Below are 24,716 nucleotides of genomic sequence, written 5' to 3'. Positions count from 1 at the left end.
CATCCATTTTTCCTCAAGGGAGCCGCTGGGGCGGCGACAGGATTTGCCCGAACACTCCCGATGAGGGATGAACCGGCGGGGCGATAAGACCCGCCGTGTTCAAGTGAGGAAAAGCAAATCCGATTCTGGGAGCCCGAAGGGCGGGATTCGCGCCGATTCGCGGTTTGTTTTTTCTCTTGTATCCACAACCAGCCAACTCCTTTCTTTTGAGAGCCACCAAATATCTCCCGTCCTTCCGCCCCTGTCTCCCTTTTCGTGCATTTCGTTGATTTGCGGGTTGGACGCTGAAAGCGGCCGACCTCAGCTGAGCAAATCTTTGATTTGCGTTTTCGCGAATTTCGTGTGGGGGGCGGGTTGGACGCTGAAAGCGGCCGACCTCAGCTGAGCAAATCTTTGATTTGTGAACAAACGGGAGGGGACGATATGCATGCCCCATCTCTCCTCTTTTAGATTTTTCGTGTTTTCGTCTTGTTTTCGTGAATTTCGTGTGATGGATGCGCCCATCAAAAAAATCCCGTACACGAAACCGAAGCGTACACCAAAAAGAAAACCAGCATCGGAAAAAGAAGGAGGCATGAATAGAGCGAAAGCCACTTTTGGACAAACCCGAAAATATTCATCCCTATCCACAATACTCATAACTTCCGGCATGCAATTATATAACCACTATGGACTTCGGCGGTTCTATCGGAAAAAACACCTATGTCGCACCCAATGCGACCCTCAAAGGCGACGTAACGCTCGGCGATAACGTCACCATCCTTTTCGGGGCGGTCCTTCGTGCAGATATGGAAAAAATATCAATCGGCAACGGCTCAAATGTCCAGGATAATGCCGTCATCCATGAAAGTGTCGGCTATCCCGTCTCGATCGGGAAAAACGTCTCGATCGGCCACGGGGCGATCATTCACGGGGCAGTGATCGAAGACAACGCACTCATCGGCATGGGAGCGATCGTTTTGAACGGTGCAAAGATCGGCAAAGGATCCCTCATCGCCGCCGGAGCTCTCGTCTCCGAGCGAAAGGAGATCCCCCCGAACTCGCTTGTCATCGGCGTTCCCGGAAAGGTCGTTCGCGAACTCACCCCCGAAGAGGCTGCCGGCAATCTGAAAAATGCGGCGACCTACGTCTCTCTTGGGCAGAGGTATCTCCATGAGTAATGTTGTTGTCATTGGCGGAGGGGTCGCCGGCATCCAAAGTGCCATGGACATCGCCAATCACAACATCCATGTTTATCTGATCGAGCGTGAGCCCTCGATCGGCGGCCACATGGCCATGCTCGACAAAACCTTCCCGACAAACGACTGTTCGATGTGTATCCTTTCGCCGAAGATGGCCGAGATCTCCCGGCACCCGAACATTACCATCCTCACCCTCGCCGAGGTCGAGAAGATCGAAGGAGAGGTTGGGAATTTCACCGTGACCGTCACCAAATATCCCCGATACATCAATGAAAAAGAGTGCACCGGCTGCGGAGATTGTATCACCATCTGCCCGATCGAAGTCTACAATAAATTCGATGCCGGCATCGGGGTTCGAAAAGCGATCTACAAACCCCATGCCCAGTCGATCCCGAACCTTGTCGTCAAAGACAATCTTCACTGTATTGAATGCGGCCTCTGCTACGGAGTCTGCGGCAAAGACGCCGTCCTCAAAGTCACCGAGGCAAAAGTTGAAACCCTCGAGATCAATGCATCCGCCGTCGTGATCGCGACCGGTTACTCGCTTTTTGACCCGCAGAAAAAGTCCAGATTCGGCTATCTTCGCTACCCCGACGTCATCACCTCCCTCGAGTTCGAACGGATGATCAATGCAGGCGGACCGACCGAAGGAAACATTCGCCGGCTCTCGAACGGCGAGACCCCGAAAAGCATCGTCTTTGTCCAGTGCGTAGGTTCGCGTGACATGACGATCAAAAGGAACATATGTTCCTGCGTTTGCTGCATGTATGCCCTCAAAAACTCCATGCTCATCAAAGAGCATTATCCCGACTGCGAGGTCTCAATTCTCTACTCGGACATCCGTGCCTACGGAAAAGGCTACGAGGAGTATTATGAACGTGCGATCAACGCCGGCGTCAAGATCATTCGCGGTCTGCCGGGGGATGTGCAGGACACCGGAAAAGGCCGGCTCGTTCTCCCGGTCGAGAACACCGAGACAAGGGAGTTCATCAATCTGGAAGCCGATCTCGTCATCCTCTCGGTCGGCATGCTGCCCGAACCGGACACCGTGCGTCTTGCGAAGTCGCTCGGTCTCGGCCTCGACGAACACCAGTTCCTGAGTTCAGCCGATATGAAGCTCGACCCGGCGGGAACGATCCGTCCCGGGATCTACATCGCCGGCGCCGCCCTTGCGCCGAAGGATATTCCCGACTGCGTAATGTCCGCCGGCGCCGCTGCGATGAAAGCCTCCATCGATGTCATCAGGAGCGAACAGTGACCGAGGACAAAACCATCTGGTGGAACGATGAAAACAGTTCCGTGATGCTGATCGACCAGACGCTTCTCCCGACCGAGTATAAGGTGATCGAGATCACCGAAGTATCCCGGCTCGCGGACGCGATCCGCCGGCTCGAGGTCAGAGGAGCTCCCGCTCTCGGCGTTGCCGGCGCATTTGGGGTCGCTCTCTCGGCGACACGCTGTGTCTCGGACGTCGAGTTCGACGAGACGATCGCGTCCGACGCTGCTCTCTTAAAGAGCACACGCCCGACCGCCGTGAATCTTGCATGGGGCGTGGACAAAGTTCTCCGCAGTATGGAGAACCTCCCGCCGGAAATGGCACGGATAATGGCGCTTTTCGCTGCGAAAAACATCGCTGAAAACGATACGAAAGCCTGCATGCTTCTGGGTCACAACGGCGCCTCGCTTCTCCCGCAGATCGGGACCGTTCTTACCCACTGTAATGCCGGAGCTCTCGCCTGCTCTTCATGGGGCACGGCTCTCGGGGTCATCCGCTCTGCCAAAAAAATGGGCAAGAAGATCTCGGTCATCTCCTGCGAGACCCGCCCTCTTCTTCAGGGCTCCCGGCTCACCGCCTGGGAACTTGCGAGGGACGACATCCCCGTGACAACGATCGTCGACTCCGAAGCCGCATTCCTTATGCGTCAGGGAAAAATCGACGCCGTTATCGTCGGAGCCGACCGGATCACGAAAGACGCCGTCTTCAACAAGATCGGGACCTACATGCACGCCGTCTGTGCAAAACATCACGGCATCCCGTTCTATGTCGCGGCTCCTGTCTCAACCTTTGACGCCGAGGCGTCCGAGACCGACATCACCATCGAACAGCGTGACCGAAACGAGGTCTCCGGCTTCTTTGGAAGAACGACCGTCCCGGAAAACGTTCCGGTCATCAACTACGCATTCGATGCGACGCCTCTCGCTCTCGTCACCGCGATCATAACCGAAAAAGGTGTCCTATATCCCCCGTATGATTTCCAGGACATGAAATAAATGGCTGCGACCCTCTCACTTGCATATTTCGACAGTCCGATCTGGAACAATCTTGCACTGATACTTGGTCAGCTTCTTCTGATCTTCATAGCCTTCTGGCTGATCTTTTCCATTCTGATGGCGATCTTGATCGTCATCTCGATCCATCAAAAACAGATGTACTTCCCGCGGCTTCTCCGGCCGTTCTTCACGATCATGGAAGGCACGGTCAAAATCGTCTGCCTCCTCCTCGGTGTCGACGGCAAAGAGCTGATGGAGTTTCTGATCCGGATCGACAACGAGATGAACTTCTCGAATTTTGCGAAGACCCCGGTGGAACAACGGGCCATCTTCTTTCCCCAGTGTCTTCGTGCCCGCGAATGCCCGGCGCGTCTGACCCCCGACGGGCTCAAATGTGTTTCCTGCGGACGCTGCGGACTTGGACGTGCGGTCCCTGCACTCAACAAAGCCGGATACAAGACCTTCATCATCCCGGGCTCGACCTTCATCAAAAGGATGGTAAAAAAATATCAGCCGAAGGCAATGATCGGCGTCGGATGTATGATGGAAGTCAAAGAAGGTCTCCAGATGGGACGAAAGATCTCCATGACGACGATCGGCTTCGTGACAAAATCGGACGGGTGCGTGGAGACGACCATGGACTATGAAGAACTCATGGAGGTCGCGTCCCTTGGGCTCGCCCACCCGGTGGTCATGAAATCCGTGACCGACGATAAACTCCCCGGTTCTAAAACATAATAACCCCATGCCGCAAACATGTACCCCGCATGAAAAACCTCATCGTGAAGGGTGCAAGACAGCACAACCTTCAGAATATTTCTATAGAACTCCCGCGTGACAAACTCATTGTCATCACGGGTGTTTCAGGCTCGGGAAAATCCACACTCGCTTTTGATACGATTTATGCGGAAGGGCACCGCAGATATGTCGAATCGCTCTCCGCCTACGCCCGTCAGTTCCTTGGACTGATGAGCAAACCCGATGTCGATTCCATCGAAGGTCTCTCCCCCGCAATATCCATCGAACAGAAAACGACGTCCAAAAATCCGCGCTCCACTGTAGGTACGGTGACGGAGATCTATGATTACCTGCGTTTACTGTATGCAAGGATCGGGGTGCCCTACTGTCCGGTCCATCAGGTAAAGATCGAGTCAAGGACCCCCGGACAGATCGCCGATTCGATCCAGAAAGAGTATCCGGAGACGATGGTCACGATCCTCGCCCCGATCATCCGGAAAAAGAAAGGGACCTACGAACAGCTGATCCGGGATCTGCATGCCGACGGATTTGCGAGGGTCCGGGTCGACGGCGAGATTTTCCGGACCGATGACGAGATCAAACTCGGCAGATACATCATGCACAACATCGAGATCGTTATCGACCGGGTCGATACGACCGACCGAAGCCGGCTGACCGAGGCGATCGAATCGGCGCTGAAGCATGCCGAGGACGGACTCGTGTATGCAAACGCCGGCGAGACGGACTCCGTCTACTCGGCACGGATGGCATGCCCGGTCTGCGGTCTCTCGTTCGAAGAGCTTCAGCCGAGAATGTTCTCCTTCAACAGTCCGTTCGGGGCATGCCCGACCTGTAACGGGCTTGGGTTCCAGATGGTCTTCGATCCCGACCTGATCATCCCGGACAAGACCCTCTCGCTTGCGGACGGCGCCGTCGCGGTGTACAAAAATTTCCTCGACGGGTTCCGTGTCCAGTATCTGGACGCCGTCGCGAAACATCTGGGCTTTTCCCTGATGACGCCGGTGAACGAGTTCACGAAAGAGCAGTATGACGGTCTGATGTACGGCGTGAACGAGGACATGAAGTTCAGCCATACCTCGAAGAATGCCGAGTGGGCATACCATGGAAGCTGGGAAGGTCTTCTGCCCCAGACCGAACGTCTGTATAAGGACACGAAGTCGGATTACCGCAAAGAGGAGCTGGAAAAGTTCATGCGGATCCTTCCCTGTCCGACCTGTCACGGCAGAAGGCTGAAGGATCACGTGCTCGCGGTCAAAATCGGCGGTCAGTCCATCGCGGACGTAGCCGATATGTCGATCGACGCAGCTCTTGAATTCTTCGAGTCGCTGCCGCTTACGCAGAAAGAGGAGGAGATCGCGAAGCTGATTCTTCGGGAGATCAAGTCCAGACTGAACTTCCTGAAGTCGGTCGGTCTCGGCTATCTGACGCTTTCCCGAAATTCCGGGAGCCTTTCCGGAGGGGAGGCCCAGCGTATTAGGCTTGCCACCCAGATCGGTTCGAATCTGATGGGGGTCTTGTATATCCTGGATGAGCCGTCGATCGGTCTCCACCAGAGGGACAACCAGAAACTTATCCAGACTTTGCAGAAGCTTCGTGATCTCGGCAACACGCTGATCGTGGTCGAACACGACGAGGACACGATCCGGGCGGCTGACTACGTAGTGGATATCGGTCCGGGCGCCGGGATCCACGGCGGCAGGGTCGTTGCCGAAGGAACGCCGGATATGATCGAGACCTTCCCTGAGTCCCTGACCGGCAGGTATCTTTCGGGCGAGCTCTCGATCCCCGTCCCAGAGAAGAGACGGCCGGCGAAGAAGTTCATCCGGATCAACGGCTGCACGGAGAACAATCTGAAAAATATCGATGCGGCGATCCCTCTTGGGACGCTGACGGTCATCACGGGAGTTTCCGGCTCGGGAAAATCCACGCTGATCTACGATACGCTGTATCAGGCTTTGATGAAGGAGATCTATTCGTCACGCGTGACGCCGGGTGCCTATAAGGAGCTGATCTTCGAGTCGGAGATCGATAAGGTGATCGTGATCGATCAGTCACCGATCGGAAGGACGCCGCGGTCGAATCCGGCGACCTACACAAAAGTGTTCGACGATATCCGGAAACTGTTTGCCGAGACGAAGGAGGCGAAGCTCCGGGGATACGGACCGGGCCGGTTTTCGTTCAACATCAAAGGCGGCCGCTGCGAGGCGTGTTCGGGTGACGGCGTGATGAAGATCGAGATGAACTTCCTGCCTGATGTGTATATCGAGTGCGAGGAGTGTAAGGGGGCCCGCTATAATGAGGAGACGCTCGAGGTGAAGTATAAGGGGAAGTCGATCGCGGATGTTCTGGGTATGAGCGTGGACGAGGCCCTTGAACTGTTCGAAAACGTGCCGTCGATCAGTGCGAAACTGCAGACTCTTGTCGATGTGGGTCTCGGGTACATCAAGCTCGGGCAGAGTTCGACAACGTTGTCCGGAGGCGAGGCCCAGCGTATCAAACTGACCCGTGAGCTTGCAAAGCGGGCGACGGGGAAGACGGTGTATCTCTTAGATGAGCCGACGACGGGTCTCCATTTCCATGATGTCAAGAAGCTTGTCGGGGTGCTGGACAGTCTGGTCGGGAAGGGGAATTCGGTCGTGGTGATCGAGCATAATCTGGATGTTATCAAGTCGGCGGATTATCTGATCGATCTTGGTCCGGAAGGCGGGAATGCCGGGGGAGAGATTATTGCCCAGGGGACGCCGGAGGAGGTAGCGAAGGTGAAGAAGAGTTATACGGGGCAGTTTTTACAGAGGATGCTGTAAGAATTAGCTGTTTTTTTTCGTTTTTTGGGGCCGGTTGGCGACGACCACAGCCAGCCGACCGGCTCGCCCTCAGGTATGCGAAGTATACAATGGTGGCGGGAGTTTTTTTGGTGTGCTTCGTGTTGGTGTAAGGGATTTTTATTGATTGAGCGAATCCATCACACGAAATTCACGAAAACGTCCACGAAAACACAAAAATAAAAAGAATGAAAAATGGTGGGAAAGATGTAGTGCCCTCCCCCGTCCCCCAACACCAAAAATCACAAAACTCAACAAAATTCACGAAAAGGGGGACAGGGGCGGAAGAACGGAAATTCTTCTTTTTTCTATCGTCCCGCGGTGGAGATATCCTGTATAGAGGTAATTAGTATGAATGTTCCGGGTTATTTGGTGTAGTTCACTTTTGTTTTGCAGATCGGACATTCGTGTGTTCCCATGACGTGATTAAACTGAGGTGGCGTTTTTTGTAATTGTATGAGTTCATGCTTACGATCCCAGCATGTTGCACAACGCAGTATTTTGTTCCCATCACTTTTTAGTGTAATATAGGGTTCATCATGACGCTCAATATCCGATTCTATTGCTTGAATTTTCCTGAGATTTTCAACTTCTTGACGCAAGTCCATAAGTTCTTCTTGAATGTCAAGGATCTGTCCTCGCACATCCATTAATTTCCCTAATAATTCAGGATCATTATATGTTTGTGCTAATTTGTAGGCATCTTGAATAGTTTCATATAATTTCATAGTTTTACCTCATACTTAATTTGAAATTCATTTTTCATTTAATACTGTTTTTCATTTCATCTGTTATTTCAAACATAAACTCATATATTTCATCATTAGTTGCAAGATGATATTCTGTTTCTGAGGTATTGTCCGAGGTGTAATTAAAGAAAAGGTTTAAATCATCAGTTTCTTGTAATGATGTCAAATCAAAATTAATTCCTTTTATCTCTCCATCGACATTCGCTAGTTTTACAGGGCTTTTGAGTCTTTTCGAAACAATTCCAACAAAATTTTCACCTAAAATATTCTTATAAAGTACCTTTATAACAAGTTTTGGCCCATATCTCTCGGATTCACCCGTCCCATACTTATATTCTGGATAATGTTCTGCACATTCTTTCATATCTTCTAAGAGTTGTGATAATGCCGAATAATCAAATGTAAGTTTTGCGGATTTCTTATCCCTCTCTTCTCCAAGTGCAACATAAGATGTCATACACGAGGGGCCGCTCATCCGTAATGATATTGGGGCATTTGGGAGATACTGCAATTCTAAATAACCTAATGTTTGTACAGACAATGCGGTATAATCCCCAATATTTTTGAGAGGTACATGAAATTCAAGCGCCCAATCTCTGTCTTTATTACGTTTAGCTGATCCAGAGGAGCCATAATGGAGAGTTGGGTAAACACAGGGTTGTTTATCTAACTGAATCTGATTTGTCATCACCTCCACTGATTTTTCCGAGGCTTTTTTCTGGGAATAAGCAGACACAGCGTAAAAACCAGTAATAATCGCAAGAATAACTGCGACAATAAAAGAAAGAAGTGAAGCGTAATATGTATTGATATCCCGCAGTGCCTCCCAAAAACTCTCGGCAATCATAATCTTGTTGATCAAAAGTGTAAGAAAAATTGTAACGGCACAAACTAGGATAGTAATCAGAATTACTCCTTTTAATGGGCATTGCCTTTTATTCTTCATTTATGCCACACCCAAAAGTTGTTATTTGTAATAATTATCATATAATTCTCGATCAATTATTAAAATATGGGTGACATAACCATATAAACCCATTACTGAACGGTGCGATATTGCCTCAAAAGTGCGCAAAAAAGGCGTTCTCGCTGAGCGAGATGAGTTTCAAAAAATGAACAAACCCAACATCTTGGTGACGAGATGTCCTAATTCTAGAAAAATAATGTAACTTCATTCTCTCCATCCTCTCCTAGTATGGCCCCCACCTATCAACCCCCAAACCCCCCACCTCCACACGAAAACCACACCCCAAACAAAAAATACGCCCATTCCTGCCGTATTTCCCTCCCAACACCCTCATCATATATAAACCCACAACCTGGACGTCCAGAAAAAACGATGACCCCCCAGAGACTACGTCCGTCCGTAAGTAACTACGGGAAGAAAAAGTGCTCATCAATCACTTTATTTTTATATATACTATATACTTTTTTTAGTACAGAAGAGAGAGAGAGCGCTTTTGTGTATATATATACATAAACACAAATCTCTTTACGTCCGGACGTAGTTTTCTCCGGGGTATCGTTTTTTTTGATTTGTGTAAATATGTATATAGATACATAGATGGATAAAAAAAGAGCCGGAGGGATATTAGGCGGATGGATAGGGGGACAGGGGCTGATGAACGGGGGAGATTGGGCATTTGTTCTGTCAGTACCCACTAATACAGACAATATGAAATGAGTATACATTAATAATGAGAATCCAATAACGGCTGGAATGGGGCGTGCCCGTCAATACTCCTGCCATAATTGGGTGTCCCAATCTTGCTCATACAAAATACTTCTCAATTTAAGTATGATTAATGTTCGGATAAATAAAGTCAGGATGATAACGGGCTAAAAGAGAATCATCCAGTAAAATAAGCATTGAAACTGACTATCATGATTCCAATTGACGCACCCTATTCAGCACAGCCCGTAAAAAAATCAAAAGAAAAAAAGAATGATCAGGGAAGTCTGATCGTCCCGACGACACGGAGCTTTCCCCCGTCGAGGTAATGAATGACCGCCGAATCACCCGGCTTATACACGAGCGGCGTATCGAGTTCGAGCGTCAGCTTCGGGGCATGCCAATCCGATCCGTTCTCCACTTTCGTGATCCGTGCAGATAAAAACTGCATCCAGTGTCCTATGGATACGACCATCTGCTCCTTGATCTCTCCCGGCCAGTACTTCACCAGGCGTGCGTCGCCGGTGACCGTCGTCGTGTGGGTCACTTTCGGGTCGGTCGTAAGAACGAACCCTCTGTCCAGCTCCTCGGCATCGATATCTTTCAAGGCACAGCCGACACGGTCGCCCGCATACGCCCAGGCAAAATCATCATCATGCTTTTGGACCGACCGGATCTGAGCGATCTTACCCAGCGGTTCGACCCGCATCTTATCATGCTTTTTGATCCATCCATCCGCGACGCATCCGAGGATCACCGTTCCAATACCCCGCACATTGAAGTGGTGGTCGATCGGGACCGATCCCGTCGCCCCCTCCTTCGGCTCGATATCAGGCTGCTTTGCTGCACGTTCAAGAAGTTCGGCAGAAAGTCCGATGAAATCCTCATCCATGATCGTATAGTTCTCAAGCACCGTTCCTTTGATAAGTGGAGCGATCTGATTCGGCTGGATATAATTCTTCAAAATGATCGTGCCGCTCTTCACATTAGCACAATCAAGCATCAGGATCCACTCGGCCACCATCGGTGTGATCTCCGAGATCACCACGATCGCCTCATGAGACATAGAAACAACATAGAACAGCGGAGCGAGTCTGTCCGGATATCTGGTCGGCTCCAAAAGTGTTACGGTATCGTGACCTTTTTTCAGATTGTAGAAGGTGATATCGGTACTGGTTCCCTTTTTCCCGAGATCACGGGCATATCCGTTCGGGGCAAGTACGGCGACGGTTAAGTTTGGCATGGTTATACTCATTAGTGTTTTTGGATGATTATATTTATGGGTTTTACCTCCCGCTGCCTCTTCCCACTCAGTACACTCACTGTAAATTGGCAAAATTTTCTGGAAAAACCCCGCAACATTTATCACGTAATCATGCACATTAACAGATATGAAAAATGTGAAAACCTCAGTTGATGGAGATATTCTTACAATTACAGTCGATCTTTCCCAGGAAGTTGGACCTTCATCCTCAGGCAAAACGATCATCATTGGTTCCAGCATGGGAAACAAACCGATCGATCGAAAACACCCCGAGGTTCGTGTTGGTGTAAACGTTTATAAGAAGGTCTGAGATTTCTTTAATTCATTCGTATTTTCTGTGATCTACCCACGTTTACGTATATCCAAGGTATTTGTATGCGTCCGTATGTAATTATTAATGCAGCAATGAGTGCTGACGGAAAACTTGCCACCAGTGAAAGGAAGCAGACCAAGATATCCGGTCAAGAGGATTTCCTGCGTGTGGATATACTCCGTGCCGAATCCGACGCGGTAATGATAGGCATAGGGACCGTCCTCTCCGACGACCCCTCTCTCCGACTCAAAAACGAGGAGTATGCCGGTATGCGCAAAGCGAACGGCAAAGATCCTCATCCCATGCGGGTCGTGATCGACAGTATGGCACGGATGCCTGCAGACGTGGACATGTTCAAAAAAGGACTTGGCCGCGTGGTTATTTTCGTCTCGGAAAAAGCCCCAAAGGAGAGATGCGACGCGCTGAAAGAAAAGGCCACGGTGATTTCTGCGGGTGCGGATTCAGTCGATCTGGAAACTGTGCTGGAAGAACTCGCAAAACTCGGGGTCAAACAGCTGATGGTAGAAGGCGGAGCGACCCTTCTCTGGTCGATCATGAGCCGGGGGCTGTTTGACGAAATACGCATATATATCGGTGCAATGATAATCGGCGGCAAGGATGCTCCGACCTTTGCTGACGGGAAAGGGTTCACCGACCCTGATGAGTTCACCCGTCTCTCGCTGAAAAACGTCGAGCGGATCGACGACGGTGTCCTGCTGACCTGGATAAAAAAGGCGTGAATATTATTTTACCAGCCGCTTTTTCCGAAGCAGCCTGTTATACGTGACCGCAAACCTGTGTGCCTCGTCCCGTATCTCCTGAAGGTACATGTTTGCCTTCGTCTTTTTTCCAAACGGCAGCGGGAACGGCACCCCTGATACGAATACTTCTTCTTCCGCCTTTGCAAGGGAAATGAGCGGGACGTTCGCCTCCAGTTCATCGAGGATCCGTTTCGCGGACGAGAGCTGACCTTTCCCTCCGTCGATCACGATCAGATCAGGCAGAGGTTTTTCCTCTTCGATCAGGCGGCTGTATCTCCGACGGACAACTTCAGCCATCGAGGCGAAGTCATCGATCCCGTCGACCGTTTTGATTTTGAACCGCCGGTAGTTTTTCTTATCAGGTCTGCCGGATACGAACCGGACCATGGACGCTACCGTATCCGTTCCTGAAAGATGGGAGATATCGAAACATTCGATGACGGTTGGCGGTGTCTTGAGATGAAGGGCCGCCTGCAGCTCCATGACCTTCAGTTCGTCGCCGAAATGGACCGTCTCGATATTTTTTCCCGCAAGTTCGAGGAGTTTTTTCTTCGCTCCCTGCTTTGGCACGGTGATCTTCACCATATACCCTGCCAGATTTCCCAGATACGCGGCGAGTGCTTCGTCAAGTTCCTCTTCGACGATGATCTCTTTCGGCGCAGGATTTTCGGTGTAATATCTCGCAACGAACTCCTCGAAAAATCCGTCCGTCCCCTCAAAGATGAACTCGTCCCTGCCGCCGAGCGTTCCCTTGTACACATGGAAGACCATCAGATATACCGTTCCTTCGGCCACGCGGTAGGCGATGACATCCTCATCATGATCGGTTTTCCGGGTAACATACTGTCGTGAGGAAAGGTTCTCGACCGCGGTGATCATATCCCGGCAGAGAAGGGCCGCTTCGAATTCCATCTCTCTCGCATACCCGGTCATCTCCTCTTCGAGTTTATTTTTGATCTCCTTTGTGCTGCCTTTCAGGACATCTGCAGTATATGAACACTGTTTTGCGTATTCTTCGACTGAGACATGCCCCCCGCATGGCCCGGTGCAGTTGCCTATATGATATCTGAGACAAGGCCGGTTCTTCGGCATATTTTTACAGGACCTGAGTCTGAAGGTTTTTTTCACGACCGAGAGCACATGGTCCCGTTCCTTTGCCGAGACGAACGGCCCGAAAAACTGCCCGCTGCCGCGGGTATTTCTCGCGATGCTGATTCGTGGATACGGCTCTTTCGTGAGTTCGATGTATGCGTAGGATTTTGCGTCCTTGAGATCGATGTTGTATTTCGGGAGGTGATGTTTTATGAGGGTATTTTCCAGAAGATATGCCTCTTCATCGGTCGCTGTGATGATGTATTCGACTGATCGGATCGCTGCCACGAGCTTTTTTGTTTTCGGGTCATGGTCCTTTTTCTGAAAGTAGGAAGAGACCCGTTTTCGCAGATCTTTTGCTTTGCCGACGTAGATTATCGTCCCGTCCCCGTCTTTATACAGGTAACAGCCTGGCAAATGGGGAATGTCGGCAAGGTCAAAGGGTGGCATTTTCGGCAGGTTAATGTATGGGGTGAATGTATCTTTAATCATATGGTTGTCCCTTGTTTAACATGTCCGCATATGGATTCACATGAATACACCTATGATACGGATCGGGATTTTTATAATTACCGTATCACCTGTAAACTCGGTGTCGTTCTTCCCGATCCTATGCCGAAAGCAGGATTCACCTGTGATAAATATGAAAACAAACTCGCGACGATGCCGCGAATAAGAAGAAGTACCTGTGCGATCGATGTCGAACAGGTTGAAAAATAATATTTTTTAGATAATTTACAATACGATCATACAGACGACCAGGATCAGCAGAAATGCCGTAGCCATCAGAAGTGTTGCGAGAGGAAGCAGGTTCGTGACGATGGCGTTCACGGTCGAGGTCAGCTGAACGATTCGTGAAGGGCCGAACACCTCGACCTCCTCACATATGTTGGTAGCCGCTCCGCCTGATGCCGGAGCAAGATCCTCGACCGCTTTTAAGACCGCTTCCGAAACATACGGGATGATCTCGCCTGGCGAGACTGCATCGCCGATCGGATTTCTGCCTGAGATCGAGTTCACCACATGCGAATCGGTTGTCATGATCTCGACCTCATCCAGCCCAAGTCCCAGAACAGCGTTTCGGAGGATCTCTCTGACACCAAGGTGAACATTGTTGCCGTCAAACAGCACATACGCCGTTTTTATGCCGGCGACCTCGGTGACCATCGCGATGATCCCCATGTCGGCGAACCCTTCGCCTCTGCTGAAAGGCGGGATGACCTGTGCCGCGCCGACAGAGAAAGGCAGCATTTCGGCATCAAGCATCCTGTTCATCGCATCATCCGCTCCGGAGATGAACTCGTTGCCGGTTTTGGTCGAGGGGTAGATGATGTTCGTGACCGCCGTCATACAGTTGTGGGCGTCAACAAATCCGATATTTTTGTATCTCCCTTTACTCTCTCCCATCACGATCCTGCCGATCGAGTAGTCCATGTCCTCCGTCATCTCGGGGGATCGGGTGGTGATCATCAAAAGGGAGTCGCCGAATCTCTGGGAGAGAATCGAGACCGTGCCGAAGCGCGTCCTGATAGGGCGGCTTGCATAGTCGGTATATATGACCGAATCCAGACTTTCCCGGATCGCTTTCGTGATACTCTTCGTTTCTCTATTGGAGATGAGATTCAGATCATGACTGGCGCATCCGTGGGATACGAGAAGCATCGCTTCTTCTGCAAAATCGTCGTGCAGGATCTTGGGGAAGTTACTGCCCCCTATCTCAGCCATCGGACCTGGGTGCAGGTTTGGGATGACGAACCAGACATCAGGTTTGTCTGCACGTCTGAAGAAGAACGTCGTTTCTGGAACGGAAACATACTCGCTGATGTGATGGAAATACTCCTCGAGATCGTTCGATCCGTTTGTCAGGTGGGCAAGGAAGGCATTGACGAAATGCATCGCCCCGACCCCGCTCGTCCGTTTCATCGGCAGATCGAACAGGAGTAAAAATCCGATGACCCCTACCGAGAATACTATGATCGACACGACGACCGGAATGACGAATCCGGGACCGAAGAACCAGACCCCCACAATTGCCCCCGCGAATGTCTGGATCGCGGCAGGTCCGTACATTCTCCCAAACCGGTAGTCTGCGACCGCGGCGAGAACGACCAGCCTGATCGCCAGAATGAATCCAACGCCGAAGACATAGGCAAATCCTGCCCCAAGAAAGAGGCCGGTGACCATCCAGAGAAGCATGAATATTTCAGAGGCAAGTGCCAGCATACCCGATCTGTTCCAGGTGAACTCCTGCCGTGCGGTCGCGCTCACGAGCGGCTTCGTAAGGATCAGCGCAGCTACGCCGGGAATCGAGAAGGCAAATCCGACCCCGCGTATCTCACCGGTAAACAGGAACACGACCCCGTCGATAGCGAGGCCGATCAGGATCATTATGGCTAATGATAATCCCCATTTTGGTGCGTTAAACAGATATTTCGTTAATGATTCGGTTTTTACTTCAGGTTTCATATTACCAGAACCTGTCGATGACGACTTCCCCACGGAGTCCTTCATAGCTGGACTTCATCTCTGAACAGTGTACCGGAGCTGAAAAGCATGGGGCGTTCAGTACAAGCGATTCATACTCCCCGCCCTCTCCGGCGAGGTGGATACGTCTGATCTTCTGAACGGAAAGAAGCATCCCGATCAGTTTTTCATCGATCTTTTTCCCGAGAACATTTTCGCCGAGCCCGTCTGCGGCACAGACGACGATCACGGCATCCAGCCGGGAAGCCACTTCATGCATAAGAGTAAGAGGATCCACCTTCCAGAGCGGAGCGAAAAGTTTCAGGCCGAGCCGGTCGCAGACTGCGGCGACTCTGGACCGCTGATACTCGGATTCGATTGCCCCGACGATGATCCCTTCGACCCCTAATTCTGCAAGGCCTTTTTCCATATCGGCGACCTCCTGTTCTTTGACACCTGCCGATCGTATCTCCACATACGCGGCCCCGCAGCGGTTTGCCATGACAGGTACGGCCGCCAGATTTGCCGAGTGGAACATGTATGACTCCGTATTTTCCGGTACGACCGTTACGAAATGTGAGACCTGCATGCCGGCGTCGATCGCTTTTTGTACCGCAAGGATCGAGTCCTTGCCCCCTGAAGTCAGTGCTGCCCAGCTCATTAACGCTCCAGTCTGCCGAATACCGGTCTGTAGCGCTGTTCCATCCGATCCCAGTCGGGAAGGTTGGTCTGCGTTCCGATCATTTCTACAACGAATGACGAGGTTACCGCGCCGATCTTTGCGCAGGTGACCGGGTCGTATCCTTTTTTCCAAGCGGTGAAAAAGCCGGCCCGATATGCATCGCCTGCACCGGTCGGGTCTTTTGCTTCGACAGAAACCGCCGGGATCTGCTCGGTTTTTCCGTCGAAGTAGAGGCTGCTGCCTGCTTTTCCATGGGTGATGATGGTAAAAGGCACCGAATCGAGAATGTCTTTTTCGCTGCAGGAGAGGGTATGTTCTATGATATCCATCTCATAGTTGTTGCAGATGAGCATGTCGATCTCTCCAAGCAGGGTCGTGAGATCGTCTGCAGTATAGTATTTCACGTCCTGGCCCGGGTCGAGCGAGGCAAACCTCGCCTGTTTTGCGAGGCTGATATTGAAGACGGCGTCGCCTGTCGCCATGTGGACAAATTCGCGTTTCGGCGGAACTGCTCGGGCAAAAGCCTCTCCGGCACCCCACTCGAAGTAGGTCACCTGGTCCCCTGCGGCATTGTTCACCATAAACGCGGTCGAACAGTTCTTCTCACTTCTGAACACCGTCGTTTTCACGCCAAGTTCTTCCAGATATTTTTCGTATTCACTGCCCGTGAAATCGCACCCAACTGCGCAGATGAGTTCAGCCTGACCGCCGAGCGTGGCGATACCGGCGGCGATGTTTGCCGCACCTCCGCCGAAGTATATCCTGCGTTCCGACACCCGTCTGGACTCGCCGACCGGCGGGTACTCATCGACGGTGAGGATGTAATCTACACAGAGATGACCGGAAACGGAGATCGTTTCACTCTGCAACGGTTTCACCCTCGATCAGTTCGACCGCATAGGTCGACAGGGACACGTCACGCAGTGCTCTGCCTATCACCGATTTGGCAATGTGTTCTGCGTGCTCCGGGTTTTCGGCTTTGAATACCTTCATAGAAAGAAGAAGGCCGACCAGTCCGGTCCTCGCGATCACGAGAGCAGTATTGATATCTTTCCCACAGTATGGACAGGGCATGTTCATCACATCCACGTCAACAAACTTTGCTGACGGGTGAAGGCGTTTTCCTGCTTCACTCACGGCTATTCCAATGGCATCCTGAACGGACTCTACATCTTTTACCGTCCATCCTGCCTCCAACGTCACTCGATAATCCGACATTTTCAACTCGTTGTGTATACGTTGTCGCTTCAAGATAATGGAATTTGTGGGCGGGCTGCCCCGTAGGGGTGGCCTTAGCCGAGCAAATCTTTGATTTGCGAGTGTGTTGGACGCGAAGTCTTCGACCTTTGACGATCACATTGATCAGCTTGCAGGTGTGCGGGTGAGAGAATATTGGGTGAACCGCCCGTCTCAAAGCTCCCAGAAACCGGGAATTGCCGACTGCGATCACCGCCTCCGCTGAAATCATCGACTCACCCAGCAACTCGCAAGGCAAAGCCTTGGTCGCAAGTTTCCTTCGAAAACTTGCTCGGCTGAGGTCGTCCGCTTCGCTTCGCTCGCGTCCAACCCGCCTCGGCTAAGGGACCTAAAGGTCCCCGCCTGCGCCCGTTCGCAAATCAGAGATTTGCTCAGCTGAGGGCGTCGACTTCGTCGCCACCCCGCCATCAAAGGCAAAACCTCATTACATGCGAAGGACAAATACTCAGATATTAGTCAATGTCTGAATATGTAAGTATCAAAAACTGTGTCCTTACACGACTTTCCTCTTCCCTTTTAACCCTCCAGACAGTGTACGGCATTGAGCTCCTCGCTCTCTTCGGTTCAGTCGCACGCGGGGACGACACACCCTACAGTGACATTGACCTCCTGTATGCATTCAAACCGGAATTCGACACATTCGACAATTATCTTGCTCTCGCTGAGTACCTTGAATCGATTTTGGAACGCAAAGTCGACCTCGTCTCCTTTGAATATCTTAAACCACGTATTCGCTCCAACATACAAAAAGACATCATCCTCTGCGGTGCAGGACAAGCTGCTGTATGAAAACACCAGATATTCTCACGTATTTAGATGACATCTGTGAACAATCTGAAAACATCATGACTGCTGTCAATCGCATGAGTTATCAGGAGTTCTCAACCGATCCGCTCTACAGCGGCGGTATCATTCGTTTCATTGAAATCATCGGTGAAGCAGCAAAACATATCCCTGAAGAAATTCGCACGCAATATCCCGAGATTCCCTGGAGAAAAATGGCCGGTATGAGAGACCGTCTGATTCATGCGTATGCAAATGTCAATCTAAACTACGTCTGGGATCTTGCAGTAAACGATATTCCGCCTCTTTATATGCAGATATCTGCCCTACGCACAGCACTTGAATCCTAAATTTGACAGTTGGCAAATATACTTCTATCACATCTCATTCCTTTTTCTGATTATGGGGGTGCGGAGCCGCGACTCCAGCGCGGAGCGGCTCGCGGTGGAATATCCTATTTTTTGGATTTAGGAGAGGTTTTTCTCTTCTCCTGTATCCACAACCTTCGGATTCCCCGCCGCTCGCAAGTCTTCGCTTCGCTCAGCCCTGGTCGCAAGTCTATCGACTTGCTCGGCTGAGGCCGCCCCTGCGGGTCAGCCCGCCTCAGCTGAGGGACCTAAAGGTCCCCGCCGCTCGCAAATCAAAGATTTGCTCAGCTAAGGCCGCCACTACGTGGCAGCCCGCCCGCCAACTGCTTATTTACCCATTAGCACCAAATGTATTACAGCAATGTACCTCAAGATACACAATATCCCTGGTCAGGGAAGCATCCTCGCTGCGTGCGATGCCGAACTCCTGGGAAAAACATTAACCAGTCCTTTATGCGACGTTGAAATAGATTCTTCCTTCTACGGCGATACGATAGCAACCGAAGAGGAATTTCTGGCAGCTCTCGGTGCTGTCTGCAGCGCGAATCTGATGGGCAAACGCGTCTGCGATATAGCGATCAAAGCAGGTCTCCTCGATTTAGAGTCGTGTCTGATGATCGCCGGCGTCCCCCACGCCCAGATATACGGAGTATAATGAGCCTTACACAAGGATTCTGTCCCAAATGCGGCGTCCCGTCGGAAAACGGCGAGCTTTGCGGAAAATGCCGCGTCAAAGATGCGGTATGGGTCACTATTGCAGATCGAGCGGAGTGTATCGTCTGCCCTACCTGCGGTTCAATAAAAACCGCCGGCATATGGTCCGATGTCGCGGTCGATAAAGAGGAACTCGGTCAGAATCTCGTCAACAGTGTCATCGTTTTCCACAAAGACGTTGAAGAAATCCAAAAAGAGATCAGTATCATAGATACCAGCAGCAACCGGTCACTTGCAACGGTCCATGTTATGGGAAATCTGTACGGCATTGCCCTCGAAGAGAGCAAAAAAGTCAAGCTCGTCTGGGCCCGTGAACAGTGTGACCGCTGCTGCAGGATAGCCGGGAGCTACTATGAAGGCGTGATCCAGGTCCGGGCTTCTGGGAGAAAACCCACCCAGTTCGAGCTGTTCCGTGCAGGAGAGATCGCCTATCAGATAGAAGATCAGCTCCAGACGGCAGGTGACCGGCTCTCGTTCGTTTCGGATATCGACGAGACAAAAGACGGGATCGATATCATCTTCGGTTCCCAGTCCATCGGAGCGTCGATCGCCCATGACATCTGCGGGGCGCTCGGCGGCTCGTTCACCACCCACCCGAAACTCGTCGGACAGAAGGGCGGCATCAATATTTACCGTGTCACCTACTCGCTTCGGCTGCCGCGATTTTCCCGCGGCGACATCATCAAACACGGCAAAGAGTACTTCGAGATCATGCGCCAGTCAAAGGACATGCTGTTCGTACTCGATCTGATGACCGGTCAGTCACGTGCGTTCAGAGAGGATGAGAGCGACCCGCTTCTTGGAAATATTCATGAACCCGAAACAGGCGTCGTCATCTACAAGGATGCCGGACTCTTAGGTATTCTCAATCTCAAGACTGAAGTGACCGAAGAGGTCGCCGAGCGTTCCTGGCTCGATACGAGGGAAGGCGACACGATCCTGTTCTTCCGGGACGGTGAGACGCTGGTTCTGGTGGGAAGAGATGAAGATCAGGAAGATTTCCAAGCGATCGCTCCCGAACAGAGCGAGTGAACCCTGGGTCGATACGACCCGCCGCGTCTACTGCGAAGGAGAGTATGCCTTCGTTCCGGTGAAGGAAGGGTATCCTTTCGAAGACGAGATCCCTGACCGCCGTCCGTATGACGGCCCGGGGTATCAGCGGATGGGTGACACCCTTCTTCTGCACGGAGACGCCCCGACAGCTGACCAGCTCGCCGCTCTTATCGCATGGGAAAATCCCTCCTGTGTGCTTCATGCCGCAGCCCACGAAGGGGTCATGCGCACGCCGAAAGCCGACGTTCTCTTTGGTCAGCCTCATGACGTGACCTTTCGGGAAGCCGGCATCACCTACACGCTTGACCCCTCGCAGGTGATGTTTTCGCAAGGAAACCGGGGCGAAAAACTCCGTCTCCGTTCTCTCGTGAGACCCGGCGAACGGATCGCCGACATGTTTGCCGGCATCGGCTATTTTACCCTCTCGGCGGCATTGGCCGGAGGTGATGTACATGCAGTGGAGATCAATCCGGTCTCCTTTGCCTATCTGCAGAAAAATATCGAGGCGAATGGCCTCGCCGGCAGGGTCATCCCTGAGTTGGGAGACTGCCGCGAAAAACTCACCGGGATCTATGATAGGATCCTCATGGGTCATTTTGAAGCTCCAGCGTTCCTGGAGAATGCGTTGAACCACGCTGAGCCAGGTACCGTTCTGCATGTTCACGGTATTGGTGACCGGAAAAATGAGATATCCGAGACTGTTGAAGGGGCAGGTTTTACGTATGTTATCAGCGAACATAAAGTAAAGAAATATGCGGGGCGCCTTTGGCACTCGGTCTGGGATGTGAAACTGGTATGAAAAGACTCAACAATATCCACATTGTTCTCGGCGTTTGCGGCAGTATTGCCGCTGTTGAGACGATCAAACTCGCTCACGAGCTTAGACGCCGCGGGGCGAAGGTGACCGGCATCATCAGTCCCGCAGGCTGCGGGATAATCCATCCCGATGCGCTGACCTATGCGTGTCAGAATCCTGCCCTGACCAGGATCACCGGCATGGTCGAGCATGTGAAGTACTGCGGCGAAGGAGGCGAAGCGGATCTTCTTCTGATCGCCCCTGCCACAGCGAACACCGTCTCGAAGATCGCCTGCGGTATCGACGACACCATCATCACGACTTTTGCTACCACCGCGATCGGCCGCGGTCTGCCGGTCGTCGTGGTTCCGGCGATGCATGAATCGATGTACCGCCACCCGGGCGTCAGGAAAAATCTGGAGACGCTGAAAGAGTTCGGGATCGATGTCGTCCCCCCCAGAATGGAAGAGGAGAAGGCGAAGATCGCGGGCATCGAAGAGATATGTCTGCATGTCGAGCGGGCCGTTTCTCCCAAGAAGCTTGCCGGTAAACGCGTTCTCATCTCCGGCGGGTCGTGCCGTGAGGAGCTGGACGACGTTCGTGTTCTGACGACGAGATCCAGCGGGACGATGGCAAAAGAGCTTGCGCTTGAGGCGTTCCGTCTCGGCGCCGAGGTCACTATCGTGATGAACCCGATGCACGGCATCGTTCCTTGTGTGAAGAACGTGCCGGTCATCACCGCGGCCGATATGCATGACGCGGTCCTTCGCGAAGCAGAGGGAGCGGATTATTATCTTTCGGCTGCTGCGATCTCCGACTTTGCCCCGAAGAGAGTGAACGGCAAGATTCCAAGCGGCTCAGAGGCGTCCGTAACGCTTGAACCTCTTGAAAAACTGATCACGAAGATCTCAGGCAAGGGAATAAAAACCGTCGGCTTCAAGCTTGGCAGGGATGCAGAAGAGGAGGGACTCCACCTTCTCGAATACGATAATATTGTTCTTGTTCTTGCAAACAAACCTGAGACGATGGGATCTGCCTTTGGCGAATACGTCTTTTTACAAAAAGACCATAAAGAAACGGTGTGCGGAACAAAAGACGAGATCGCAGGGAAAGTATGGGACGTTCTTGTATAACATTTGCTCCAGGTCATATCTCAGGCTACTTTAAGCGGATCGACGGTATCTCCGTCCAGACGACAGGCAGTCTCGGCGCCGGGATCGTGATCGACAAAGGCGTCACGGTCGAGATGCATGAAGCATGCAAAACCCGGATCCAGATCGGCGACGACCATACTGACGACTGGCTGATCCGCGAGGTGCTGTCATCTCTCGATGTGACGGCAGACGTGCGGGTCACGGTCGATATGCCGATCGGAGCAGGTTTCGGCATGAGCGCCGCGGGACTTCTTGCGGCGTATTCTGCGGCAAACTGTGTATTTGGCCTCGGCCTCACACCGGAAGATATCGCAGCTGCGGCCCACGAGGTCGAAGTCGCTCACGGAACGGGCCTCGGCGATGTGGCCGCGGCGACCGGCGGCGGTCTTGTCGTCAGAACGCATCCCGGCATTTCGGGCGTAACGACCCGTTTCTATCCGGAAGAAGAGTTCTGGACGATCTCTTTTGGCGGCATCTCCACGCACGACGTCATCACCTCTCATGAGAAGATGCAGCAGGTTGCCGCCGCGTTCCCGGAACGCGAGCCGACGTCCCTTGCAGAGTTCATGGAGAATTCCGCCTCCTTCACGGAAAAGAGCGGGCTTATGCCGCCCGACCTTATCCCGGTGCTTGCCGCCTGTAAAGCGGCAGGGATTCCTGCATCCATGACGATGCTTGGAAACGGCGTCTTTGCCGTCGGTCCCGCGGCTGAAAATGTTTTGAAACAGTTCGGAGAACCGATTCTACTGCATGTCAGCAGATCAGGTCCGGTCATTCTGGAGGAAAACCATGTCTGATATTCCCACATCACACCCAAGATACAAATCGCTTATCACGAGAGAACAGCTTGCCGCTCACGCAAAAAGCGGCGTCGTCTCTATGGAGGGTCTGACCTCCCACGGACGCGGTGAAGCGTTCGATTATCTGTTCGGCGAAAAAACATCCGCATCAGCGCTGGAAGCCGAGAAACTCGCCGCCCGTGTTCTGCTTGCGGCAAAGCATCCGGTCCTTTCCATCAATGGAAACACCGCAGCTCTTGCGGCGCACGAGATCGCTCTGCTGCAGAAGGCGAGCGGTGCCGAGGTCGAGGTGAACCTGTTCCACCGGACCGAGGAGCGGATGACACTCGTCACCGGTGTTCTCGAAGAGGCCGGGTGTATCGTTTCCAAAGGACCTGTCGAGCGGTGCGTCCCGCTCCCCCATGCCCGCGGTCTCTGCCGACCAGACGGTATCGGATCGGCTGACGTTGTTCTCGTCCCTCTCGAAGACGGTGACCGGTGCGAAGCCCTCATTGCGATGGGCAAACTGGTGATCACGGTGGATCTGAACCCGATCGACCGGACATCCAAGACCGCCACCCTGCCGATCATCGACGAGGTCACCCGTGCCTTGCCTAACATCGCTCTGGAATGCGAGCGGCTTAAGGCCTCGGGCGAGACCATCTCCATGCCCGAGATCGACGGAAGATATTTCCTCAGGCAGGCGATAAAGGATATTCAGGAATTCCTTGCCCATGCTCTGGATTGAAAAATACCGCCCGACATCATTCGAAGAAGTGATAGGACAGAATAGTCCGGTAAAGCAGTTATCGGCGTATGCCGCACAGGGAAACCTCCCGCATCTGATGGTGATCGGACGAAGCGGCTGCGGGAAGTCCTCAACTCTTGAGGTCTTCTCCCGACTTTTTTATACCGAAGCGGCTGCAGAAAACACGACCGTGCTGCCGGTGAGCGTGATGTTTTCTCAGGGTCACACCTATTTTGCAGAGAACGACCGGTTCGCTCACCTGTATCAGAAGAACAAATCCGTTCTCGCGAATTTCAAGTATGTCGTCAGGTGGCATGCCTCGCTTAAACCTCTCTCCGCTCCGTTTCGTCTGATCATCTTTGACGGAGCAGGCGATCTCACGAAGGACGCCCAGGCCGCTCTTCGCCGGATCATGGAACAGTACAGTCAGACCTGCCGGTTCATCTTCGTCACCAACTCTCTGGCATCGATCATCGACCCGATTAGATCAAGGTGCGTCCCGCTCTACTTTTTGCCGATCGATGAAGCAACGATGCGGGACTATCTGAAGCATGTGCTCGAACAGGAAGGATGCAATGATGCGATCTCCGACGAGAATCTGGATATGCTGATCCTCGGGTCAAAGGGCGATCTCAGAAAGGCTCTCGTCTGGCTGGAACTCATGGCCCTTCACGACGTCAGCGATCTTTCAGAGCTTATGACGACTGAGACCGGCGAGTTGTCGGCAGCGGTCATCCTTGCGGCCGGCCGGGGTGATTTTGCAGCAGCCCAACGCATCGTTGAAAATCTTCAGATAGATTACGGCATGGGTGCAGGCGACGTGCTCCGTTCGCTTCGTCAATGTCTTATTGGGAATATTACCCCGGATCTGGCACTGCTTTTCTCCAAGGCCGATATAACGCTCGTCGAGGGGCAGAACGAATATCTCCAGATGAACGCGTTCGTTGCCGAACTGACGGAACTGATCGGCCGCTCTTCCGTCTGATTCGGCCTTTCTTCGGAAAAATGACTGCAGTGAAAAGCATTGACAGGATG

The 24,716-nt window shown here is 52.2% G+C and carries 27 protein-coding genes; 18 read left to right on the top strand and 9 right to left on the bottom strand.

The window, feature by feature from the left end:
- Positions 1-300: 300 nt before the first annotated feature.
- Positions 301-651: a hypothetical protein gene (locus tag Q7J08_RS09205; RefSeq protein WP_304911400.1), complete on the bottom strand. Its 351-nt coding sequence runs from the start codon at positions 649-651 to the stop codon at positions 301-303.
- Between the two features lie 17 nt (positions 652-668).
- Here Q7J08_RS09205 and Q7J08_RS09200 point away from each other — a divergent pair, with 17 nt between their 5' ends.
- The 5 genes from Q7J08_RS09200 to uvrA are packed head-to-tail and all read left to right on the top strand — an operon-like array spanning position 669 to position 7,015.
- Positions 669-1,160 (top strand): gamma carbonic anhydrase family protein, encoded by a 492-nt coding sequence (locus tag Q7J08_RS09200; RefSeq protein ID WP_304911399.1) that lies wholly within the window; start codon positions 669-671, stop codon positions 1,158-1,160.
- Positions 1,153-2,439 carry a CoB--CoM heterodisulfide reductase iron-sulfur subunit A family protein gene (locus Q7J08_RS09195; protein WP_304911398.1) on the top strand — a complete coding sequence of 429 codons (1,287 nt, stop codon included), beginning with the start codon at positions 1,153-1,155 and terminating at the stop codon, positions 2,437-2,439. Before Q7J08_RS09200 ends, Q7J08_RS09195 begins: the two co-directional genes overlap by 8 nt.
- Positions 2,436-3,452, top strand: a complete 1,017-nt coding sequence (gene mtnA / locus Q7J08_RS09190) for an S-methyl-5-thioribose-1-phosphate isomerase (RefSeq protein WP_304911397.1) — start codon at positions 2,436-2,438, stop codon at positions 3,450-3,452. Before Q7J08_RS09195 ends, mtnA begins: the two co-directional genes overlap by 4 nt.
- Positions 3,453-4,190 carry a DUF116 domain-containing protein gene (locus Q7J08_RS09185; RefSeq protein WP_304911396.1) on the top strand — a complete coding sequence of 246 codons (738 nt, stop codon included), beginning with the start codon at positions 3,453-3,455 and terminating at the stop codon, positions 4,188-4,190.
- A 29-nt stretch (positions 4,191-4,219) separates the two neighbouring features.
- Positions 4,220-7,015 carry an excinuclease ABC subunit UvrA gene (gene uvrA / locus Q7J08_RS09180; protein ID WP_304911395.1) on the top strand — a complete coding sequence of 932 codons (2,796 nt, stop codon included), beginning with the start codon at positions 4,220-4,222 and terminating at the stop codon, positions 7,013-7,015.
- Positions 7,016-7,398: 383 nt separating this feature from the next.
- Here the strand turns inward: uvrA and Q7J08_RS09175 are convergent, their stop codons facing one another.
- From Q7J08_RS09175 to Q7J08_RS09165, 3 genes are all read right to left on the bottom strand, one after another.
- Positions 7,399-7,761 carry a hypothetical protein gene (locus Q7J08_RS09175; protein WP_304911394.1) on the bottom strand — a complete coding sequence of 121 codons (363 nt, stop codon included), beginning with the start codon at positions 7,759-7,761 and terminating at the stop codon, positions 7,399-7,401.
- Between the two features lie 34 nt (positions 7,762-7,795).
- The gene (locus tag Q7J08_RS09170) at positions 7,796-8,728 is read right to left on the bottom strand and encodes a hypothetical protein (RefSeq protein WP_304911393.1); all 933 of its coding nucleotides are present in this window, start codon (positions 8,726-8,728) and stop codon (positions 7,796-7,798) included.
- A 1,003-nt stretch (positions 8,729-9,731) separates the two neighbouring features.
- Positions 9,732-10,697, bottom strand: a complete 966-nt coding sequence (locus tag Q7J08_RS09165) for an EF-Tu/IF-2/RF-3 family GTPase (RefSeq protein WP_304911392.1) — start codon at positions 10,695-10,697, stop codon at positions 9,732-9,734.
- Positions 10,698-10,845: 148 nt separating this feature from the next.
- Here Q7J08_RS09165 and Q7J08_RS09160 point away from each other — a divergent pair, with 148 nt between their 5' ends.
- Positions 10,846-11,028, top strand: coding sequence for a hypothetical protein (locus Q7J08_RS09160; RefSeq protein ID WP_304911391.1), 183 nt, complete (start codon positions 10,846-10,848; stop codon positions 11,026-11,028).
- Between the two features lie 65 nt (positions 11,029-11,093).
- Positions 11,094-11,771 carry a 2,5-diamino-6-(ribosylamino)-4(3H)-pyrimidinone 5'-phosphate reductase gene (locus Q7J08_RS09155; protein WP_304911390.1) on the top strand — a complete coding sequence of 226 codons (678 nt, stop codon included), beginning with the start codon at positions 11,094-11,096 and terminating at the stop codon, positions 11,769-11,771.
- A 3-nt stretch (positions 11,772-11,774) separates the two neighbouring features.
- Here Q7J08_RS09155 and uvrC read toward each other — a convergent pair whose 3' ends face one another.
- Positions 11,775-13,376, bottom strand: coding sequence for an excinuclease ABC subunit UvrC (gene uvrC, locus Q7J08_RS09150; RefSeq protein WP_370651248.1), 1,602 nt, complete (start codon positions 13,374-13,376; stop codon positions 11,775-11,777).
- A gap of 30 nt (positions 13,377-13,406) precedes the next feature.
- Between uvrC and Q7J08_RS09145 the strand changes: the two genes are divergently transcribed.
- A complete protein-coding gene (locus Q7J08_RS09145) occupies positions 13,407-13,604 on the top strand; it encodes a hypothetical protein (protein ID WP_304911389.1) in 198 nt (65 codons plus the stop codon).
- Between the two features lie 15 nt (positions 13,605-13,619).
- Here Q7J08_RS09145 and Q7J08_RS09140 read toward each other — a convergent pair whose 3' ends face one another.
- The 4 genes from Q7J08_RS09140 to Q7J08_RS09125 are packed head-to-tail and all read right to left on the bottom strand — an operon-like array spanning position 13,620 to position 17,247.
- Positions 13,620-15,350, bottom strand: a complete 1,731-nt coding sequence (locus tag Q7J08_RS09140; RefSeq protein ID WP_304911388.1) for a DUF2070 family protein — start codon at positions 15,348-15,350, stop codon at positions 13,620-13,622.
- A 1-nt stretch (position 15,351) separates the two neighbouring features.
- Positions 15,352-16,008: a diphthine--ammonia ligase gene (locus tag Q7J08_RS09135; RefSeq protein ID WP_304911387.1), complete on the bottom strand. Its 657-nt coding sequence runs from the start codon at positions 16,006-16,008 to the stop codon at positions 15,352-15,354.
- Positions 16,008-16,898, bottom strand: coding sequence for a PfkB family carbohydrate kinase (locus Q7J08_RS09130; RefSeq protein WP_304911386.1), 891 nt, complete (start codon positions 16,896-16,898; stop codon positions 16,008-16,010). The genes Q7J08_RS09135 and Q7J08_RS09130 overlap by 1 nt, the downstream gene beginning before the upstream one ends.
- Positions 16,888-17,247 (bottom strand): DUF555 domain-containing protein, encoded by a 360-nt coding sequence (locus Q7J08_RS09125; RefSeq protein ID WP_304911385.1) that lies wholly within the window; start codon positions 17,245-17,247, stop codon positions 16,888-16,890. The genes Q7J08_RS09130 and Q7J08_RS09125 overlap by 11 nt, the downstream gene beginning before the upstream one ends.
- A 215-nt stretch (positions 17,248-17,462) precedes the next feature.
- On the opposite strand from Q7J08_RS09125, the gene Q7J08_RS09120 reads away from it, so the two are divergent.
- The 10 genes from Q7J08_RS09120 to Q7J08_RS09075 all read left to right on the top strand — a co-directional run bounded on the left by Q7J08_RS09120 (position 17,463) and on the right by Q7J08_RS09075 (position 24,666).
- Positions 17,463-17,609: a hypothetical protein gene (locus Q7J08_RS09120; protein WP_304911384.1), complete on the top strand. Its 147-nt coding sequence runs from the start codon at positions 17,463-17,465 to the stop codon at positions 17,607-17,609.
- 136 nt (positions 17,610-17,745) lie between these two features.
- Positions 17,746-18,075, top strand: a complete 330-nt coding sequence (locus tag Q7J08_RS09115; protein ID WP_304911383.1) for a nucleotidyltransferase family protein — start codon at positions 17,746-17,748, stop codon at positions 18,073-18,075.
- A complete protein-coding gene (locus tag Q7J08_RS09110) occupies positions 18,072-18,419 on the top strand; it encodes a DUF86 domain-containing protein (protein ID WP_304911382.1) in 348 nt (115 codons plus the stop codon). Before Q7J08_RS09115 ends, Q7J08_RS09110 begins: the two co-directional genes overlap by 4 nt.
- A 379-nt stretch (positions 18,420-18,798) precedes the next feature.
- Positions 18,799-19,092 (top strand): DUF424 domain-containing protein, encoded by a 294-nt coding sequence (locus tag Q7J08_RS09105; RefSeq protein ID WP_304911381.1) that lies wholly within the window; start codon positions 18,799-18,801, stop codon positions 19,090-19,092.
- Positions 19,092-20,183, top strand: a complete 1,092-nt coding sequence (locus tag Q7J08_RS09100) for a 60S ribosomal export protein NMD3 (RefSeq protein WP_304911380.1) — start codon at positions 19,092-19,094, stop codon at positions 20,181-20,183. Before Q7J08_RS09105 ends, Q7J08_RS09100 begins: the two co-directional genes overlap by 1 nt.
- Entirely contained in the window at positions 20,134-21,003 is an 870-nt protein-coding gene (locus tag Q7J08_RS09095; protein WP_304911379.1) for a class I SAM-dependent methyltransferase family protein, read from the top strand. Before Q7J08_RS09100 ends, Q7J08_RS09095 begins: the two co-directional genes overlap by 50 nt.
- Positions 21,000-22,133, top strand: a complete 1,134-nt coding sequence (coaBC, locus tag Q7J08_RS09090) for a bifunctional phosphopantothenoylcysteine decarboxylase/phosphopantothenate--cysteine ligase CoaBC (RefSeq protein ID WP_304911378.1) — start codon at positions 21,000-21,002, stop codon at positions 22,131-22,133. Before Q7J08_RS09095 ends, coaBC begins: the two co-directional genes overlap by 4 nt.
- The gene (locus Q7J08_RS09085; RefSeq protein WP_304911377.1) at positions 22,115-22,951 is read left to right on the top strand and encodes a pantoate kinase; all 837 of its coding nucleotides are present in this window, start codon (positions 22,115-22,117) and stop codon (positions 22,949-22,951) included. The genes coaBC and Q7J08_RS09085 overlap by 19 nt, the downstream gene beginning before the upstream one ends.
- On the top strand, positions 22,944-23,681 hold the full coding sequence (locus Q7J08_RS09080) for a 4-phosphopantoate--beta-alanine ligase (RefSeq protein ID WP_304911376.1): 738 nt from the start codon (positions 22,944-22,946) through the stop codon (positions 23,679-23,681). Before Q7J08_RS09085 ends, Q7J08_RS09080 begins: the two co-directional genes overlap by 8 nt.
- On the top strand, positions 23,668-24,666 hold the full coding sequence (locus tag Q7J08_RS09075; protein WP_304911375.1) for a replication protein C: 999 nt from the start codon (positions 23,668-23,670) through the stop codon (positions 24,664-24,666). The genes Q7J08_RS09080 and Q7J08_RS09075 overlap by 14 nt, the downstream gene beginning before the upstream one ends.
- Positions 24,667-24,716: the final 50 nt, after the last annotated feature.

This window comes from Methanocorpusculum sp. (genome assembly GCF_030655665.1).
Taxonomy (GTDB): Archaea; Halobacteriota; Methanomicrobia; order Methanomicrobiales; family Methanocorpusculaceae; genus Methanocorpusculum.
Note: the sequence above shows the minus strand (reverse complement) of the source record. Positions and strands in the feature narration are given on the sequence as shown.